This window comes from Bacillus sp. FSL R5-0286 (assembly GCF_038593245.1).
Classification (GTDB): Bacteria; Bacillota; Bacilli; order Bacillales; family Bacillaceae; genus Bacillus; species Bacillus altitudinis.
Window position 1 is genome coordinate 2,799,027 of the sequence record NZ_CP151977.1, and the last position, 16,509, is coordinate 2,815,535.

18 protein-coding genes, 1 tRNA gene and 1 pseudogene are annotated in these 16,509 nt (G+C 39.6%); 8 read left to right on the forward strand and 12 right to left on the reverse strand.

From position 1 onward, the window contains the following. The first annotated feature begins 89 nt into the window (after positions 1–89). Positions 90–665: an energy-coupled thiamine transporter ThiT gene (gene thiT / locus NST24_RS14470; protein WP_007500615.1), complete on the forward strand. Its 576-nt coding sequence runs from the start codon at positions 90–92 to the stop codon at positions 663–665. A gap of 240 nt (positions 666–905) precedes the next feature. Here the strand turns inward: thiT and NST24_RS14475 are convergent, their stop codons facing one another. Further along, on the reverse strand, positions 906–1,460 hold the full coding sequence (locus tag NST24_RS14475) for a GNAT family N-acetyltransferase (RefSeq protein ID WP_024719667.1): 555 nt from the start codon (positions 1,458–1,460) through the stop codon (positions 906–908). A 170-nt stretch (positions 1,461–1,630) separates the two neighbouring features. Between NST24_RS14475 and NST24_RS14480 the strand changes: the two genes are divergently transcribed. The 3 genes from NST24_RS14480 to ftsW are packed head-to-tail and all read left to right on the forward strand — an operon-like array spanning position 1,631 to position 4,577. Next, positions 1,631–2,269, forward strand: coding sequence for a DUF1232 domain-containing protein (locus NST24_RS14480; RefSeq protein ID WP_041507659.1), 639 nt, complete (start codon positions 1,631–1,633; stop codon positions 2,267–2,269). A gap of 14 nt (positions 2,270–2,283) precedes the next feature. Continuing rightward, positions 2,284–3,438, forward strand: coding sequence for a rod shape-determining protein RodA (gene rodA, locus NST24_RS14485; RefSeq protein ID WP_047946758.1), 1,155 nt, complete (start codon positions 2,284–2,286; stop codon positions 3,436–3,438). Then, positions 3,435–4,577: a putative lipid II flippase FtsW gene (gene ftsW, locus NST24_RS14490; RefSeq protein ID WP_178929953.1), complete on the forward strand. Its 1,143-nt coding sequence runs from the start codon at positions 3,435–3,437 to the stop codon at positions 4,575–4,577. Before rodA ends, ftsW begins: the two co-directional genes overlap by 4 nt. Before the next feature lie 31 nt (positions 4,578–4,608). Here the strand turns inward: ftsW and NST24_RS14495 are convergent, their stop codons facing one another. Together NST24_RS14495 and NST24_RS14500 are read right to left on the reverse strand one after the other, a co-directional pair. Next, complete coding sequence (locus NST24_RS14495) at positions 4,609–6,156, reverse strand: flotillin family protein (protein WP_008344044.1); 1,548 nt, start codon at positions 6,154–6,156, stop codon at positions 4,609–4,611. Positions 6,157–6,167: 11 nt separating this feature from the next. After that, positions 6,168–6,698 (reverse strand): hypothetical protein, encoded by a 531-nt coding sequence (locus tag NST24_RS14500; RefSeq protein ID WP_017367919.1) that lies wholly within the window; start codon positions 6,696–6,698, stop codon positions 6,168–6,170. A 205-nt stretch (positions 6,699–6,903) separates the two neighbouring features. Between NST24_RS14500 and NST24_RS14505 the strand changes: the two genes are divergently transcribed. Then, on the forward strand, positions 6,904–7,383 hold the full coding sequence (locus NST24_RS14505) for a DinB family protein (protein WP_178929952.1): 480 nt from the start codon (positions 6,904–6,906) through the stop codon (positions 7,381–7,383). Between the two features lie 40 nt (positions 7,384–7,423). Here the strand turns inward: NST24_RS14505 and NST24_RS14510 are convergent, their stop codons facing one another. Both NST24_RS14510 and betB read right to left on the reverse strand, forming a co-directional pair. Continuing rightward, positions 7,424–8,632: an iron-containing alcohol dehydrogenase gene (locus NST24_RS14510; protein WP_178929951.1), complete on the reverse strand. Its 1,209-nt coding sequence runs from the start codon at positions 8,630–8,632 to the stop codon at positions 7,424–7,426. A gap of 27 nt (positions 8,633–8,659) precedes the next feature. Beyond that, the gene (gene betB / locus NST24_RS14515; RefSeq protein WP_178929950.1) at positions 8,660–10,129 is read right to left on the reverse strand and encodes a betaine-aldehyde dehydrogenase; all 1,470 of its coding nucleotides are present in this window, start codon (positions 10,127–10,129) and stop codon (positions 8,660–8,662) included. A gap of 207 nt (positions 10,130–10,336) precedes the next feature. Between betB and NST24_RS14520 the strand changes: the two genes are divergently transcribed. Both NST24_RS14520 and NST24_RS14525 read left to right on the forward strand, forming a co-directional pair. Further along, positions 10,337–10,894, forward strand: coding sequence for a GbsR/MarR family transcriptional regulator (locus NST24_RS14520; protein WP_024719673.1), 558 nt, complete (start codon positions 10,337–10,339; stop codon positions 10,892–10,894). A gap of 72 nt (positions 10,895–10,966) precedes the next feature. Then, positions 10,967–11,039 (forward strand) — tRNA-Ala (locus NST24_RS14525). 285 nt (positions 11,040–11,324) lie between these two features. On the opposite strand, the gene NST24_RS14530 is transcribed toward NST24_RS14525, so the two are convergent. Next, the gene (locus NST24_RS14530) at positions 11,325–11,789 is read right to left on the reverse strand and encodes a hypothetical protein (protein ID WP_024719674.1); all 465 of its coding nucleotides are present in this window, start codon (positions 11,787–11,789) and stop codon (positions 11,325–11,327) included. Between the two features lie 232 nt (positions 11,790–12,021). Beyond that, positions 12,022–12,843, reverse strand: a complete 822-nt coding sequence (locus tag NST24_RS14535) for a GyrI-like domain-containing protein (RefSeq protein ID WP_024719675.1) — start codon at positions 12,841–12,843, stop codon at positions 12,022–12,024. Positions 12,844–12,961: 118 nt separating this feature from the next. On the opposite strand from NST24_RS14535, the gene NST24_RS14540 reads away from it, so the two are divergent. Next, positions 12,962–13,420 (forward strand): GNAT family N-acetyltransferase, encoded by a 459-nt coding sequence (locus NST24_RS14540; protein WP_081124222.1) that lies wholly within the window; start codon positions 12,962–12,964, stop codon positions 13,418–13,420. A 39-nt stretch (positions 13,421–13,459) separates the two neighbouring features. Here the strand turns inward: NST24_RS14540 and NST24_RS14545 are convergent, their stop codons facing one another. From NST24_RS14545 to NST24_RS14565, 5 genes and pseudogenes are all read right to left on the reverse strand, one after another. After that, positions 13,460–14,275 carry an N-acetylmuramoyl-L-alanine amidase gene (locus NST24_RS14545; protein WP_251210402.1) on the reverse strand — a complete coding sequence of 272 codons (816 nt, stop codon included), beginning with the start codon at positions 14,273–14,275 and terminating at the stop codon, positions 13,460–13,462. A 19-nt stretch (positions 14,276–14,294) separates the two neighbouring features. Beyond that, positions 14,295–14,558: a phage holin gene (locus NST24_RS14550; protein ID WP_019743388.1), complete on the reverse strand. Its 264-nt coding sequence runs from the start codon at positions 14,556–14,558 to the stop codon at positions 14,295–14,297. A gap of 12 nt (positions 14,559–14,570) precedes the next feature. Further along, positions 14,571–14,783 (reverse strand): BhlA/UviB family holin-like peptide, encoded by a 213-nt coding sequence (locus NST24_RS14555; RefSeq protein WP_017367922.1) that lies wholly within the window; start codon positions 14,781–14,783, stop codon positions 14,571–14,573. A gap of 103 nt (positions 14,784–14,886) precedes the next feature. Further along, positions 14,887–15,969 (reverse strand): pyocin knob domain-containing protein, encoded by a 1,083-nt coding sequence (locus NST24_RS14560; protein ID WP_268431513.1) that lies wholly within the window; start codon positions 15,967–15,969, stop codon positions 14,887–14,889. A 274-nt stretch (positions 15,970–16,243) separates the two neighbouring features. Beyond that, positions 16,244–16,346 (reverse strand): annotated as a pseudogene (locus NST24_RS14565) (BhlA/UviB family holin-like peptide); the annotation flags it as partial. Positions 16,347–16,509: the final 163 nt, after the last annotated feature.

Below are 16,509 nucleotides of genomic sequence, written 5' to 3' on the forward strand. Positions count from 1 at the left end.
TGTATGCAAGCCGATATGTTTTTCTATGAATCACATACTCATCCTGACATGGTCTCTCCTTGCACAATTCGTGAAAAGGGGATTTTTTTATGCAACAATCAAATCAATTAGTACGACTGATGGAGATCGCCATCATGACTTCTCTTGCACTTGTTTTAGATTATTTATCAGGTCTCTTTTTAAGAATGCCAAACGGCGGGTCAATTGCACTGATCATGATTCCTGTCATTCTCATGTCCATTAGATGGGGCGTGTCTGCTGGATTTATCATCGGTGTGTTAATCGCAGGACTGCAGCTGATGAACAATCCTATTATTGCTACACCTGTACAAGGGTTTCTCGATTACTTTGTCGCATCTGTTGTGATTTGTTTAAGCGGGCTATTCTCAGGATCAATTAAAAAAGCCATTCAGGATAAAAAGCGAAAGAAACAATTCTTCTATATTATCCTAGCTGTATTTGTCGCCAGTTTCTTCAGACTGCTGACGTTCTTTATTTCAGGTGTTGTTTTCTTTTCTCATTATGCACCAAAAGGAACACCAGGATGGGTGTATTCATTAGTTTATAACAGCACATATATGATTCCTTCATTTATCATTTGTAGTATTGTTCTTTGTTTACTCATCCCTAGTGCGTCTCGTTTGGTTTTTCCTCGACAAAAATAACCCAGCTGTTTCAGCGGGTTATTTTTTTATGCATAATTTGCTGCTCTATTGAATCTATTAATAGTAGAAGATTTCATGCTGGAGGTACGACAATGAATCCTTACTCCATTATGCTGTGCTGTTACATCCTCAGTCTCGCCTACTTTTTGGCCAGTTTCTATGAGGCATTAAAAATAGCAGGTGTGAAAGGTAAAGTAGAGGCTTCTCCTTTTATATCTTATATTTTACTCGCCACCCTTTTTACTTTTTTCTCTCATTATTACTGGAAGCTGACGATATAATCTGTTGAACATGATCACTTAGGACAGACAGTTCCCATCCATACCCTATTTCTTCATGGTTCTCACCAGCCAGCTCAAACTGGCTGGTGACGGCAAAACTAGGTTGAAGTTTTTGATAAAATTGCTTCGCTGAATTTTGCTCAAATACCCAGAGCAGCATATTCTGATAGCCTTTCTCTATTAAATAATCCACACCTTTTGCAATCAAAGCCATACCCGCTCCTGATTTCTGTTTTCTCTGCAACAAATAGATGGCATAAAGCTCGCCATCATATATTGAATATCTCTCATCACGCTGTTTTCCGAAGGAAGCAAAACCAAATACTCCGTCAGCATCCTCTGCGACAAACGTGCCTTCAAGCGACCTGCTTCTCCAGCTCTCTTCCCGCTCCTCTACATTCAAAGCATCTAAATACTCTTGTGAAATAATGCCATGATAAGTCGTTTGCCAGCTCTTCACATGAATTTCGGCAATTTTAGGAATATCATTATGTACTGCATGTCTAACCTTCATCTGCACACCCCTTTTAGCCATTTCTTACTCTATGTTTCATATGATAAGTTGCTATTTTATAAAATTCAATCCTTAATGGATATTCGTTGACATTTTGTCAACACCCCTATATATTGGGTACGACTTCTTCTATTGAAGAGTTGAACTTTACGAAAAGGGTGAAGAAAGAGATGGAATTTAAAACAACTGAGCTTCGGCAGTTTTTAAAAGAACAACTGCAAATACGTTCTCTTTCATTAAGAGAACTCAGTACACAAACAGAAATTGATAAAGCCACACTGTCTAGAATCATGAACGGAAAAAGAAAACCGACTTTGAACCATTTACAGCGGCTTTCAGATGCTCTCCACATTTCTTTAGATCATCTATTGGCCACGGCTGGATTTTCAATTAAAAACGAAAGAGTTCACGGTAATACGTTCATTCAAGCAGTAGAAGAGATTGAGCGAACGCTGAAAGATCATGATGTCTATGACGGGAAATTCAGCGAGAATGAACTGAAACAGAAGCTAAATGAATATGAGACCTATAGTCAATCAGACGAGGGAAAAGAAACGATCTCAGCAAAGTTTGAAAAAAAGATAGATACGATAAGTGGTGTTGGGCCATTTCTTGATCAATTGAAAAGCATGTACTGCTCGTTCATGAGCGGACGGGGGACTTCTCGAGAATTGATGTTGATGGGAGGCGCATTACTTTACTTCATTATGCCCGTTGATTTAATACCAGATTATATTTTTCCGATCGGCTATATTGATGACGCTGCAGCGGTGCAGGTCGTATTAAACCAGCTGACAAATAGGTCATAGCAGGTGACGGAGACATGAAAAAACAGAACAGCATTGACTTCGCACTATTATTCACTGTCATTTGCTTCTTTGTGATCAGCCTGCTGGCTGTGTATAGCGGATCGGGACAGTATGAAACGCAAGATATGTTTTATTTCGTCAAAAGACAAGTTTTCTGGTATATCGTCGGCTTTGGCCTTATGGCGGCAGTTGCTTACTTTGATTATGAACTGCTTGAGCGGTTATCTTTTCGATTATTTGCAGGTGGTCTCTTCCTCATCATTCTCGTTCATTTTTTTGGCACGAATCAAAATGGCTCCCAAAGATGGATCAGCTTGGGGCCCATGAAAGTGCAACCATCAGAATTTATGAAAATTTTTGTCATTCTTCTGTTAGCGGCTATTTTAAATCGATACAAACATCAGCGCTTTTCGTTTAAAGAAAGCATGATTCCTACAATGAACATCATATGCTGGACCGCCGTTCCTTTTTTCCTGATTTTAATTCAGCCAGATTTGGGGACGGCACTTGTGATCTTGTCTATTGCTTTTACACTGATGCTTGTGTCAGGCATTTCAAGTAAGATGATCGCTGCATTAATCGCTTCTTTTCTCGCGCTTCTTGCATTTTTGACCTACTTGCACAATGAACATTTTGAGCACTTTACAAAAGTGATTAAACCTCATCAGCTTGATCGCATTTATGGGTGGCTCTCCCCAGATGAATTTGATTCGACATATGGGTATCAACTGAAACAAGCAATGCTTGGCATTGGGTCAGGACAATTATCAGGAAGCGGGTATACAAAAGGAAATCAAGTACAAGGGGGAAATATCCCTGAAGCCCATACAGATTTTATATTTGCAGTCATTGGCGAGGAGTTTGGTTTTATCGGCGCCTCCCTATTGATCTGTTTATATCTTATGATGGTCTATCGAATGATTCATGTGGCTATGCATGCGAATACCCTTTATGGGCTTTATATATGTGCTGGAGTGGTTGGGCTGATCGTCTTTCAAGTCTTCCAAAACGTTGGGATGACAGTAGGGCTAATGCCTGTGACTGGTCTTGCCCTTCCTTTTATCAGCTATGGAGGCAGTGCGCTTTTAACCAATATGATTGCCATTGGCCTTGTGTTTAGTGTCAATTTGAGGTCCTCATCCTACATGTTTGGACGTAACTGGGTTTGAAGGTGATGTCATTGATTCTTTCTCACCTAAAAAAAATCGACCACATTCTTGCTGGGACGATTGTTTGTCTTTGTTTCTTTGGATTACTAATGGTGTACAGTGCGAGTTATCCTTTAGGCGAAATAAAATATGGAAAGGGCAGCTACTTCTTCATGAAACAGTGGCAATGGCTTTTGATTGGATTCTTCTTTTTCATCGCTGCGGCCCTTGTTCCATATCAAGCTTACCGTAAATGGATTCGGTGGCTTGTGATGCTGTCATTGTTATGTCTTCTCCTTGTCCTGCTTCCTGGAATCGGTGTTGTCAAAAACAATTCACAACGATGGATTCAATTGGGCTCTTTGATCATCCAGCCTTCTGAGGCTGTGAAATTAGTGATGATCATCTATTTCGCCTATGTATATGCAAGGAAACAAGCGTACATTACATCCTTTAAAAAAGGAGTACTACCTCCACTTCTTCTTTTAAGTCTAGCCTTTTTATTGATTTTAAAACAGCCAGATTTAGGTACAGCAGTTTCTATTTTATTGAGCTGCGGTATCGTCTTATTATGTGCTGGACTTAAAACACGCCACCTCATTCTACTAGGTTCGACGGCTGCGGCAGGGATCACTTTTTTTGCTGTGACCGCTCCTTATCGTTTGAAACGGATCACTTCTTTTCGTGATCCTTTCATGTATGAAGATGGAGATGGTTATCAGCTGATCCATTCCTATCTCGCCATGGATTCAGGAGGACTGACCGGGAATGGTTTAGGCAGAAGCATTCAAAAACTAGGATTTCTTCCTGAAGCCCATACAGATTTTATTATGGCCATCATTAGTGAAGAGCTGGGAATCATGGGGCTGTTGTTTGTGATGGGTGCCTACCTACTCATCATGTATCGCGCCGTTCGAATCGTTCAAGGTTTACAAGATCCATTTGGAAAGCTATTAACGATCGGGCTTACTTTTCAAATTATGATTCAAGCAGCCTTTAATCTAGGAGCTGTCTTTGGGCTTCTCCCCATTACAGGCATTCCTCTTCCCTTTATTAGCTACGGCGGATCTTCATTGGTGTTCATGATGATATCTGCAGGCATTCTTGTGAATCTCTCTTCATCTATCAAAAGACACCGGCATGTGCCCCAAGTAAAATAGACACCCTCTATCAGAAGGTGTCTTTTGATTTTTATTCTTCTATTTGACGATCAGCGATTTCTTTTTTTCTTGGCTGTTTGATTTCATTCGTCAGTTCTTGGATGCTTTGTTTCACATTGCCTTTGCCAGAGAAATTCTCAATAATTTCTTTAACATCAATTCCAGAGGAAGCTTTCAGACTTTCTTGAAGACTGGACATAAGGTTTGTCGCATAGCCGGTCACTTTGTTGGCGCCGCTGCCTTCCCCGTTACCACCTGTATCAACAACTGTAATTTTATCAATGTTAGAAAGTGGAGCAGATACTTGTTTCGCATATTCAGGTAGCATTTTCACAATCATATCAAGAATCGCCGCTTGACCATACTGTTCGAATGCTTCTGCAATTTTCTCTTTCGCTTCTGCTTCCGCAAGTCCTTTCAACCTAATGACTTCTGCTTCTGTTTCCCCTTTTGCACGATCGGCTTCTGCTTTGGCAAGCCCGTCAATCCGAACTTTCTCTGCTTCTGCTTTTGCCATTGCTTCAATGCTGTATTTCTTCGCATCTGCTTCTGCAAGACGCTTCGCTTTTTCCGCCGCAGCCGACTGCTCAACAGCATAACGGTCCGCATCTGCTTTCTTTTTCACTTCAGAATCGTATTGACGCTCACGACGCTGGATCTCTTTTTCTTCTAATTCAATTTGCTTCTGACGTTCAATGATTTTGACTTGCATTTCTTGTTCAGTTACGTGCTGACGATTACGAGCTGTTTCAAGATCGTACGCTTGGTCAGCGCTTGCTTTTGCTGTATCTTGTTCACGTCTGAATTCTGCTCTTTTCAGCTCATTGATTTTTTCTGCTTCAGCGATTTCAGTGGCACGCTCAAGCTCAGATTTCTTCGCATCTTTATCTGCTTCTGCACGTTTGATACGTGTTTCTTTATCTGCTTCTGCTGTCGCAATATCTGCATCGCGTTTCACTTGAGCAATTCTAGGTTTACCTAGTGATTCTAAATAGCCATTTTTATCACGGACATCTTTGATTGTAAACGATACAATGACAAGACCCATTTTCGCTAGATCTTGAGAAGCGACACGCTGTACTTCTTGAGAAAATTTCTCTCTGTTTTTATAAATCTCTTCAACTGTCATTGACCCTAAAATGGAGCGAAGGTGTCCTTCTAGTACTTCTCTTGCTTCATTTTCACGATCTTCTTTTGTTTTCCCTAAAAACTGCTCTGCAGCAGTGGCGATTTCTTCAATTGATCCGCCAATTTTAATGATGGCCGTTCCATCCGCCATGACCGGTACACCCTGTTCAGTATAGACTTCAGGCGTTGAAACATCTAGCTTGCTAGATAGTAAGCTGAGCGGCTCTGCTTGTTGAAAAACAGGGAGTACAAAGGTACCTCCACCTCTTACAATCTTAATCTTGTTTCCACCTTCATCCACGTGGACATTTTTACTTCCGAGGTAACTTCCTGTGACGATTAATGCTTCATCTGGACCAGCAGTCCGGTATTTCGAAACAAATACACCAATAAGTGCAATGAGAATCACAAGCACAATTCCAATAATAATTAATATGGTTGTTCCTGGCATAGCATTCCCTCCTAGATTTCTTCATTTGGTATAACAGATAACACGCCTTTGTTCACTTCGACGACCAGCACCCGGGTTCCATATGGAATCTCCTCTTCATCGAAACTGACGGCAGGCTTTGAGATTTTTCCGCTGTTACTAATTAACAGCACTTCTCCAAACCCATCTTTTGGTACAGATACAATGATCTCCCCAGTTCTTCCTTTTAGGTCGGCCTCCGTATATGAAAGAGATTCTTCAGCAGAGGAAAGCGGGACTAAGACAAATACATGTAAACAAGTAACGAGAACCACTGCGAGGATGGCAGATAATACGGCGCCAAGTCCACTTCCTACAATTGCTGTTTTTTCAGAGATAAATCCTCCAGCCGAGAAAAAGGTAAGAAATGCGAGGATCAATGTTGGTTGAAGGAACGGGACAGGAATCGCTTCAAACAATCCATCAAATACATCGCCAAAAAAGACGAAAACAAGCGTCAGGATTCCTGATACCATCAATATGTATAAGTACAGCGTCTGAAGAGGCAGCCCAAACACATCCATCTTCCTCACCCTTTCTTTATGAAATGAGCAGCCTTTCATTCATTTAGACTATGCTCACATCCAAGTGTATTCCTTCTAACAGGTAATACGAACCACTTTTGTAAAGGTTTCATTTTTCATCACAATTCATTAAAGGATTTCTCGGATAGCTAAAGAATGATTGTCTTGTACCAGTATGATAAAATTTGATCTTGAGGTGAGAGAAATGAGTTTATTACATGAAGCAAGACAAGAATTGTGGCAGGAGCTGCAAGGATTGAGCGAAGAACAATTAAATCAAAAATTATCTGATGATACTTGGAGTATTCAAGAAGTTGCAGATCATTTAAAGAAGATGGACCTAGTTGCAGCAAAACATCTAGCTGCCGAGGGGAAAAAAGCACCGATTAAAGAATATGAGCCAAAGCCGGTGGAAATGGCAGAGGTTCGTTCAAAAAAAGCCACCGCGCCTAGTATTGTTGAGCCAGAGCGCAAGCATGTGACACCTACACATTTAAAAGATGAGCTTGATACAGCTCGTGAGAAATTAAATCAAATTTTATCAACGTTTACAGAGGAAGATTTCAAACGCGTGATTGCACATCCTGTGTTTGAAGAGCTTTCATTAAAGCAATACCTTGATTTTATCGGCGCACATGAAAAGCGCCATATTCATCAAATTAAAGAAATTAAAGAACAGCTATAAGATGTAAAAAAGACTCCCTTTTGGGAGCCTTTTTTCATTGTTACACTGTTTTAGGTGTTAAATCAAAGCAGCGAGCGTAAATCCAGTTGTATGCTTTTTCGTTCAGGTCTCTTGGGTTTCCAACTGTTTGCGGATCTTTCATTGCTTCTTTAGATAAACGGTCGATCATATCTTTTCGTACACCTTGTTCTTCTAATGAAGGAACTTCTAGGTCTTCCACTAAATCATACATCCAATTCACTGCTGCTTTTGCAGCTTCCTCTGTTGTCATTCTGCTTGTATCAATCCCGAATGCTTGCGCAATTCGAGCGAATTTCTCTGGGTACCCTTTCCAGTTATATTCCATGACAGGTCCCATCATTGCCGCTACACATTGACCATGTGCGACTGGAATAATGCCTCCAAGCGTTTGGCTCATCGCATGGGCTGCGCCAGCTGATTCACTGCCATAGGAAAGTCCGGCAAGCATCGCAGCTTGTGCCATGCCATATCTTGCTTCCAAATCCTCTCCATCGGCAAAGGCACGGCGAATATAATGAGCAGCATATTCAATGGCCATGAGCGCTACCGCATCTGTAATTGGCTGAGCAAACTTCATCGTATAGCATTCGATCGCGTGCGCAAGCGCATCGATACCCGTCATTGCCGTCACATGCGGCGGCATTGATACATGAAGCTCAGGATCAATCACTGTTAGGTGAGCTGCAATGAGCGGTCCACCTGTGTTGAATTTGAATTCCCTTTCTTCATCAGTGATCACTGCCCACTGCGTGACCTCTGAACCTGTACCAGCCGTTGTCGGAATTGTGGTTAACGGAGGGATTCTATTTTCAAGCGGTTTTTTCCCCTCAGCCGCTTCGTAATCAAGAACTGATCCTTCATGAGTCGCTTCCACACCGATAGCCTTCGCTGTATCCATTGAGCTTCCGCCGCCTACTGCGACTAAACCATTACAGCCTTCTTTTTCATATAACGCAGATCCTTCACTCACTAAACGGACTGGCGGGTTTGGTTCTACTTTATTAAATAGAACCACATCAACTTGCGCTTCTTTTAATGAAGCAATCACTGGATCTACAACACCTGCTTGATAAATACCAGGATCTGTCACAAGCAATACCTTTGAAACGCCGTATATTTTCACTTCTTCCCCAACATGTTTCACTGCCCCAATGCCATGCTTGATGACAGTCGGAATTTCAAACGTATGGAATTTTTGCATGCTTTCAATTTTCATATTTAAAGTCATATAGAATCTCCTCCAGATAAGTGATATTTATTTAAACCAATGAACCGCTTCTGGTTTTGTATTTCGATATAAATGTTTTAGTTCCGTATATTCTTCAAGGCCCGTACGTCCTAATTCACGTCCAAGACCTGATTGTTTATATCCGCCCCACGGTGCTTGGGCAAAATAAGGATGGAAGTCGTTGATCCATACCGTGCCTAATCTTAATTGAAGAGCCACTCGTTCGGCTTTGCCGATATCAGAAGACCAAACTGCTCCTGCTAAACCATAAATCGTGTCATTTGCCAGCTCGATGACTTCTTCCTCTGATCGGAAGGATTCGACAGTGAGGACTGGTCCAAACACTTCTTCCTGAACAATTCGCATGTCTGATGTACAGCCTGAGAAAATCGTCGGCAAGTAGAAGAATCCTTTTTGAAGCTCCTCTGCATCAGGTCGTTTCCCACCTGTTTCTAATGTTGCGCCTTCGTCTAAACCGATGCTGACGTATTTTTCTACTTTTTCTCGATGCTCAGCTGAGATGAGCGGTCCGCTCTGGGTTCCTTCATCAAAGCCGTTGCCTAGCTTGATTTTTTTCGTACGCTTCACCAGTTCTTCTAAAAATTCATCGTGAATGGATTCTTCCACTAACAAGCGTGAACCTGCTGAACACACTTGCCCTGCATGGAAAAACACAGCATTCATTGCCTGGTCAACCGCTACGTCTAAATCAGCATCTTGAAAGACGATATTCGGGTTTTTCCCGCCGAGCTCTAGGGCGATTTTCTTCACATTCCCGCTGGCTCCCTGCATGATTTTCTTACCTGTTTCAATACCGCCTGTGAATGAAATTAAATCGACTTGGTCATTGACAGCCAGCTCATCTCCAACAGTTGCTCCAGGTCCAAGCACTAAGTTGGCAACGCCTGCTGGAACACCCGCTTCTTCCATAAGTTTGAATACTTTGATCGTGGTTAATGGTGTAATTTCACTTGGCTTTAGTACGATTGTATTTCCAGCTGCAAGGGCAGGAGCGATTTTCCAGCTCGCTTGAAGCAATGGATAGTTCCAAGGAGTGATTTGACCGCATACACCGACAGGTTCTCGGACTAATTCGCTTTTTGAGTTTGGAATAGGCGATGCAATGATTTCCCCACCATCCTTATCAGCAATCCCCGCATAATATTGGAACACGTTCGCAATATCGTCCATATCCGCTTTGCTTTCTTCTAATGTTTTGCCCGTATCAAGTGATTCTAATTTGGCTAATTCATCTAGGTCTCGCCTAATCAATTCCGCAATTTTGAACACAATATTTCCTCTTTCAAGTCCAGGCATGTTTGCCCAATCACCTTGATCGAAGGTTTTTCTTGCTGCCTTAATGGCTAACTGCGCGTCATTTCTTGATCCTTCACTGACTGTCGCGATCACTTCTTGATTAAATGGATTGATGATATCTCTTGTGTCGCCACTCTTAGCGCCAACCCATTGTCCATCGATAAATAGTGTTTGACTCATAGAAGGAACCTCCTCTGATTCTCTTTGGTAAGTTTGTTAAATAAAAATTTAACGTTTTGAACATAATTAACTTAACATGTTCAAATTTTTCTGTCAAAGGGTGGATATGCTTCTTTTATTTTGACATTTTGCATTCTTTCGTTAACATATAGTCCATAAAGATTTTTTTGAACGTATTGAATTCACTTAATAGAAAGCAGGGACAAGATGAAAAAGCAGGAACAGCCACAAGCAGAGGAACGCATTTTAGCTGCTAAAGATCTCGTCATTGATTCCATCGCTGAAACAATGGATCTCTATGGCATTACTAGAAGTGCGGGTATTCTATATGGGACGATGTATTTAAACGAGGAAATGACGCTGGATGAAATGCGTGAAGAGCTGCAAATGAGTAAGCCTAGTATGAGTACGGGTGTGAAAAAACTGCAAGACATGAATATTGTCAAAAAGACCTTTCACCGTGGCCGAAGAAAACACAGCTTTGTTGCTGAGAAAGACTTTTTTAAGTTTTTCATGAACTTCTTCCCGCAAAAATGGGAACGAGAGGTTGAGGTCAATCTAGCAGCGATTGAAGAAGCGCAAGAACGCCTTCAAGATGTAGCTCGTGATGAGCAGGCGGCGGAACATGAAAGAGAGGAAGCGAAACAGCTCATTGAACAGCTTGAAAGCTCAAAAGCCTATTATGATTGGCTTAGACGATTAGCCCACTCGGTTCATTCGGGAGAAATCTTTGACTATATTCCGATTGATCAGAAAGAAAAATAGCCGGGGTGTTTGTGTTTTACAGCTTGAATTTTACAGGAGGATTGATTATAATAAGTTATGTCGTAATACTTCGGGGCATTAGCTCAGCTGGGAGAGCGCTACGCTGGCAGCGTAGAGGTCAGCGGTTCGATCCCGCTATGCTCCATACACAAAACCCTTACTGCTGTAAGGGTTTTTCTTATTTTCAACATTTTTATTTTGCGTCTTTTTTTCAAGTTGGGGCCATCTTGGGGCCATTTGATTAAAAACACTCAAATAAAATAAAAAGGCCGTCCTTCTAGGCGGCCAATAATTTCATTTTTTAATGTTTTTCTTTAAATCCTCAATTTCATTTTTGAGGATTTTATTTTCTCGTTTGATCTTTGAAACCTCTACGACGGTTAGTAACAAAGTTGCAACTATAAGTAAAATCAAAATATACTCAAACATGTTAAATATCCATATAGTAGTCATCAAAGCCAAATGTCGCAGCAATACCTATTACCGGTACTAATGCAGCTCTGAAACCCCATCTGTGTTTTTTGTAAGTTGATTTCGTTAACTGCTTGCGCTTATAAAGTTGATTGGCGATATAGCGACCGGCAGCATATCCACTCCCCACAATTGCGGTCATCCCAGTAATTATACCGATCACAACAAGTATAGGATTATGTACTGTGGCTTTATCTTCTTTGTCGAAAAGACTGTCGATTTTGAAGATGTCATTGTCAGTTAGACCAAGATCTAACGCGCCTTGATATAATTCAGCATCGTTTTTTGTAAATGATTCAGACGGTGTTTTTTGTTCATATTGTGGCTGATTAGCTTTTGCATCTGCAAACTCTCCAAGCGTACAGGAGATACCCAACGCAGCTACAATGGATAATGAAACTCTTGTTATCCATTTTTTATTCAAATCAAACCCTCCCCTTTTTAATCCCATCAAGCATAACTTAAAATATACAGTAATTTCCATAGTTACAAATGACCGAATGTCAAATGGTGTATTAGTAGTAAAGTATGTAATTTAAGACAAATAAAAAAGCCCCAATCCACTAAGGAAAGGGGTTTAATATTTTCATGCACTTCACATTGCATAATTCTTATTTATTAATCTGTTTGACGTATTGAGTTTGAATTGCATTTGTTTATCTCTCTTCAATTTGAAGAAGAATTTTAACATAAGTATTTTCGTAACCATCTACTGTCATCTCATCTAACATATATTCTTCATATGCATTCTTACCGATCTTTAATCCCTTATTTTCAACGAATTCCATTATTCTACGGTACGCATCTTCAATTTCACCACCAATCTCATAACCTACAGCATACATACCTTTTGGGCGTATAAAATAATTTATTTTCTCTGAATAACCCTTTATTTTCATATAGAAATGGCTGTAATTATAAAAGTCTTGTCCTAGAATTTGATCTTGCGAAAGGATACCTCCTATCGGATATCCTTCATCTAGCTCATAGTGTTGAGCAAGATGGATGAGCTCTGAAATTGCTGCCACGTATTTTCGTTCAGATAAATTTAATGTTTTTCTACTTAACATAAATTCTTCTTCGGGTAAAAATTTTAAAGAAATCGATGAAAAATCAGTTTCAAGTGCCTGTTCAATTAATTGCATTTTAGTTTTTAGAATTTTTTGCAACTGATTAAATTTATGAATTTTCTTTTCAATATCAATAGACTTTTCTTTAAGAACTTCCAATATCTTTGCTGGTGTTCTTTGCTTTATTAATCGTTTTATTTCTTTTAATGGAACACCAAGTTCTTTGAATAGACTAATGACTTGAAAAATTTCAAATTGATGATATGAATAATATCTGTAACCGTTTTCCCTTTTAATTTCTGGTGAGAATAAGCCTATCTCATCATAATGAAAAAGAGTTTGCTTTTTTATGCCGCAAAGCTTTGAAAACTCTCCTGTTGTGAAATACTTCTTTAAATCTTTATTCAAAAATAACATCCTCCTTGACTATATGGTAACAGTATACTTTATGATTTATGTACTTGGATAAGAAAATTTTAAGAGTCGCTAGTCGATACTAAACACAACAACATTGGAGGAATATGTAATGAATATAGAAATAAAGCCGGTAACTGATCATAATCGTGCGGCAGTATTGGATTTAAAAGTAAGTGGACAACAAAAATCTTATGTCGAGTCATCAAAAGTTTGTTTAGAAGATGCTGTAAAATGTGAATATTATCAACCAGCAGCACTTTACTATCAAGGTGATCTAATCGGTTTTGCGATGTATGGTTTATTTCCAGGGGATTCAAAAACAAACGAAGATGGGAGAGTTTGGCTTGATCGGTTCTTTATTGATGAACGTTTTCAAGGAAGAGGTTTGGGTAAGAAAATGCTTGATGCCCTGATTCGACACCTTACTAAAATTTATAAATGCAATAAAATTTACTTAAGTATATATGAAGAAAATAAACCTGCTAAAAATCTATATTTAAAATTCGGATTTCAATTTAATGGTGAACTGGACTTTAACGGCGAGAAAGTAATGGTAAAAAAGATATAAAACTTTTTGGAAATGAGCAGGCATAACCGCCTGCCCTTTTTATTTTAATAACTTTTCGAGCTTCGCTTTAGTCTTTGGACCATAGATGCCATCGGCAGCAAGTCCATGCATCAATTGGAACCGTTTGACCGCATCCGCTGTTTTCGGTCCGTAATAGCCATCAACACCGTTGTTTTTCGCTCCTTTGTCCGGGTAGTAGTAAACCGCCGCTAGGGCTTGCTGTACGGCTTTTACTGCTGACCCTTTTGTAAGAGGCTTCGTCACTTTTAAAATACCTGCAGGCAAACTGTATGTTTTTTTGACCTTGTTGGTTTTAGATGTTGATCTCGTTGATATGGTTTTGATAGATGTTTCTTTCACCGGTTTAGCTGTTGTCATTTGACTTGATGCTGATGCAATACCAGCCTTGAAGCCATCCCAACGATTTAACAGCTTACGCGGACACTCTTTCCCGCTCCAATGCTTATGCGGCACCACGTTTGATAAAGGAATTCCTAAATCCCCCATCAGTTTTCGAATGAGCCATTGGGCGTTTTTAACGGCTTGTTCAAAGTCACCGCCTGCATTTTCACAAATTTCAATTCCAATTGATTTCATATTGCCGGTTCCCCTGCCATCTCCTGCATGCCAGCCATTTTCGTTTAAAGGTAAATGCTGATAAATGACCTGATCATCGACCGTGTAGTGCCAGCTAACCCCGGTACTTGCCCGAGCAACAAATGCTGCATGATTTGCCGCATCAGCCCCCCGTCCAGTGTTCGATGTATTATGCACCGTAATATAGAGCGGCTTCATCCTGTTTCCTGGTCTGTTGCGATTTTGTTTTGGGATGAGTGCTTGAATGATCTTCACCATATTGTTTCTCCTTCAAAAATTATTTTGTTAACCCTCTTTGTTTCAGGGCATCTTTTTGCAATTGACCTTTATAGGTCACATAATTATTTTTAAACCAAGCGATCACGGCAGTGACCATTGTGAAAATTGTGGAACCTGCCACATATAGTGCCTCTCCTGCGGTTTGCACTTGCTCCTCGCTAATCGGCAGCACTGTTTGTCCAAACATGACAAGCGTTTGGTTGATAAGCGCAATAAAAAGAAGCACTGTGCGAATCACAGTGCCTTTGTCGAATGTTTTCATGATGTTTTCCTCCTATTTTAAATTCCGTTCAATTTTATCGAGCTTGTCGATCACGACGTCATACTTCTCACTAAACTTTGCTAACACATCATTTTGCGCCTCGATTTGCTCATTGAGTTTGTTTTCTCGTTCTTTTGTAGTGTTGAGAACATAAAACAGAATCCAGCAAAAAAGAACGGCGAATGGGCCTTGTGTCATTAAGTTTTGAACGACATCTACTTCCATTTGAATCACCTTCTTTCCGGCAAAAAAATAAAGCCATTAGGCTTTGTATATTTCTCCAGTTATATTTTGAAAGTCTTCTGCTTTAGTTGCTTTCTTATTGTATCTACCATAGGGGAATTGCTTCATTCATTTCAATACGTGTTACCTTTAACGGATCATTTGCAATTAATCCATCTAATTTTAAAAAACCATCTTTAGATAAAGACATCCTAGCAGATCCGTATGAACCAACCGTCGCACAAGTGAAAACGGTTAAAGAGGGAGGTTTATGCGTTAAACGTGCAATTTCTGTTTCATTAGAAGCTATTTCAAATGATCCTCTCAAATATAAAATATTTTGTCTGACAGAATATTTCAATGGATTAACTGAATATTGATTTATATTACTATTTAGATTTACATTATACCAGGTAGCATTTAAATCTGTAGACGTGAGATGTTTTTCCCATTCAGTCCATGTATAGTCAGTTTTCCTAATTCTATAAAATGAGTTTAGACCATTGACTGCATCATATATAGTTTGTAGCAAGGTATTCCCATAACTTATCACTATCATAAATGCTCTTTTGATCTCTTTTGGACCATTAAGGCCTGCATTATAAATGAGATACATTCCTGTTTCTATAATTTCGTTATAGTCGGTGGTCTCACCTATACTTTTATAAAAGGGTTGACCGTTATCCCTTGTTATTTTATGAAGTTGACTGTTGTTCCATTTATCTTGTTCAGCTGCTGTCGGAAGCTGTGTCCAATTGATAGATATGTGGTTAGGATAATAGTAAAAGTAATATGCACTGCCGGATGTATCTATTGCGAAACCTGTTCCAATATTATTTTGCCCCACTGTCTGTATCCCTCTAATTGCGTATTGTGAAGGGTTATCCTCAATTCCACTGGGCGCATAAAATGTACATGTTCCTTTGTCTTTAATGGAATCAAAAATTCTTGAACCAACAGAAATATTTAAAAGTTGTGTTCCATTATCACCTGTAATTTTATACAGCTGCGATTCATTCCATTTCTTTTTTTCTACTTCTGAGGAGTGTTGGCTAGGATCATTGATATGATGAGTTATTTGTTCTGATATACCAGTGTCGTTATGAAGCAATGTTTCCAACATATCATTAAATAGATCAGCATGAGCTTTATCACTCGTTTCAAAAGGACGAGGAGTTTGTATAACCAATGTATTTTCTCCTTTCTATATTCAATGTTTAAGATTCCTTTGTTATCTTGTTCTAAATTGGAAACAAGAAATAATAAATTCATTTGGATGATTGAACTCAAAATTTTCCATCAGCCTCTATAGATGTTCTATGAACTAGTGGAGCGTTATCCTCCCAATGCCTAACTCGATGACATCAATAAAGTGAATCAATGTAAAAAAACAGAGTGAAATTCAAGGTTATCCATCCACAATTGAACCAATTATCTCAAAAGTACTTAGAGTGCATCGAGCTACTTAATCGTTCTTTTGTTGTATTGTGCACATAAAACAGAATCCAGCAAAAGAGAACGCCGAATAGCTTATGTCATTCGGTCTTGGACGATATCCACTTCCAACGAAATCGTCTTCTTATTAGCAAAAAAATAAAGCCATTAGGCTTCGTATTTGTCTCCTGTAATGTTTTAATAGTCGTCAGCCGAGACCATCCAACGCTTACATAAAATATAATATCCTGCCATAACAGCGCCAGTTACAGAAATGTTTGATATCAGCAACAGT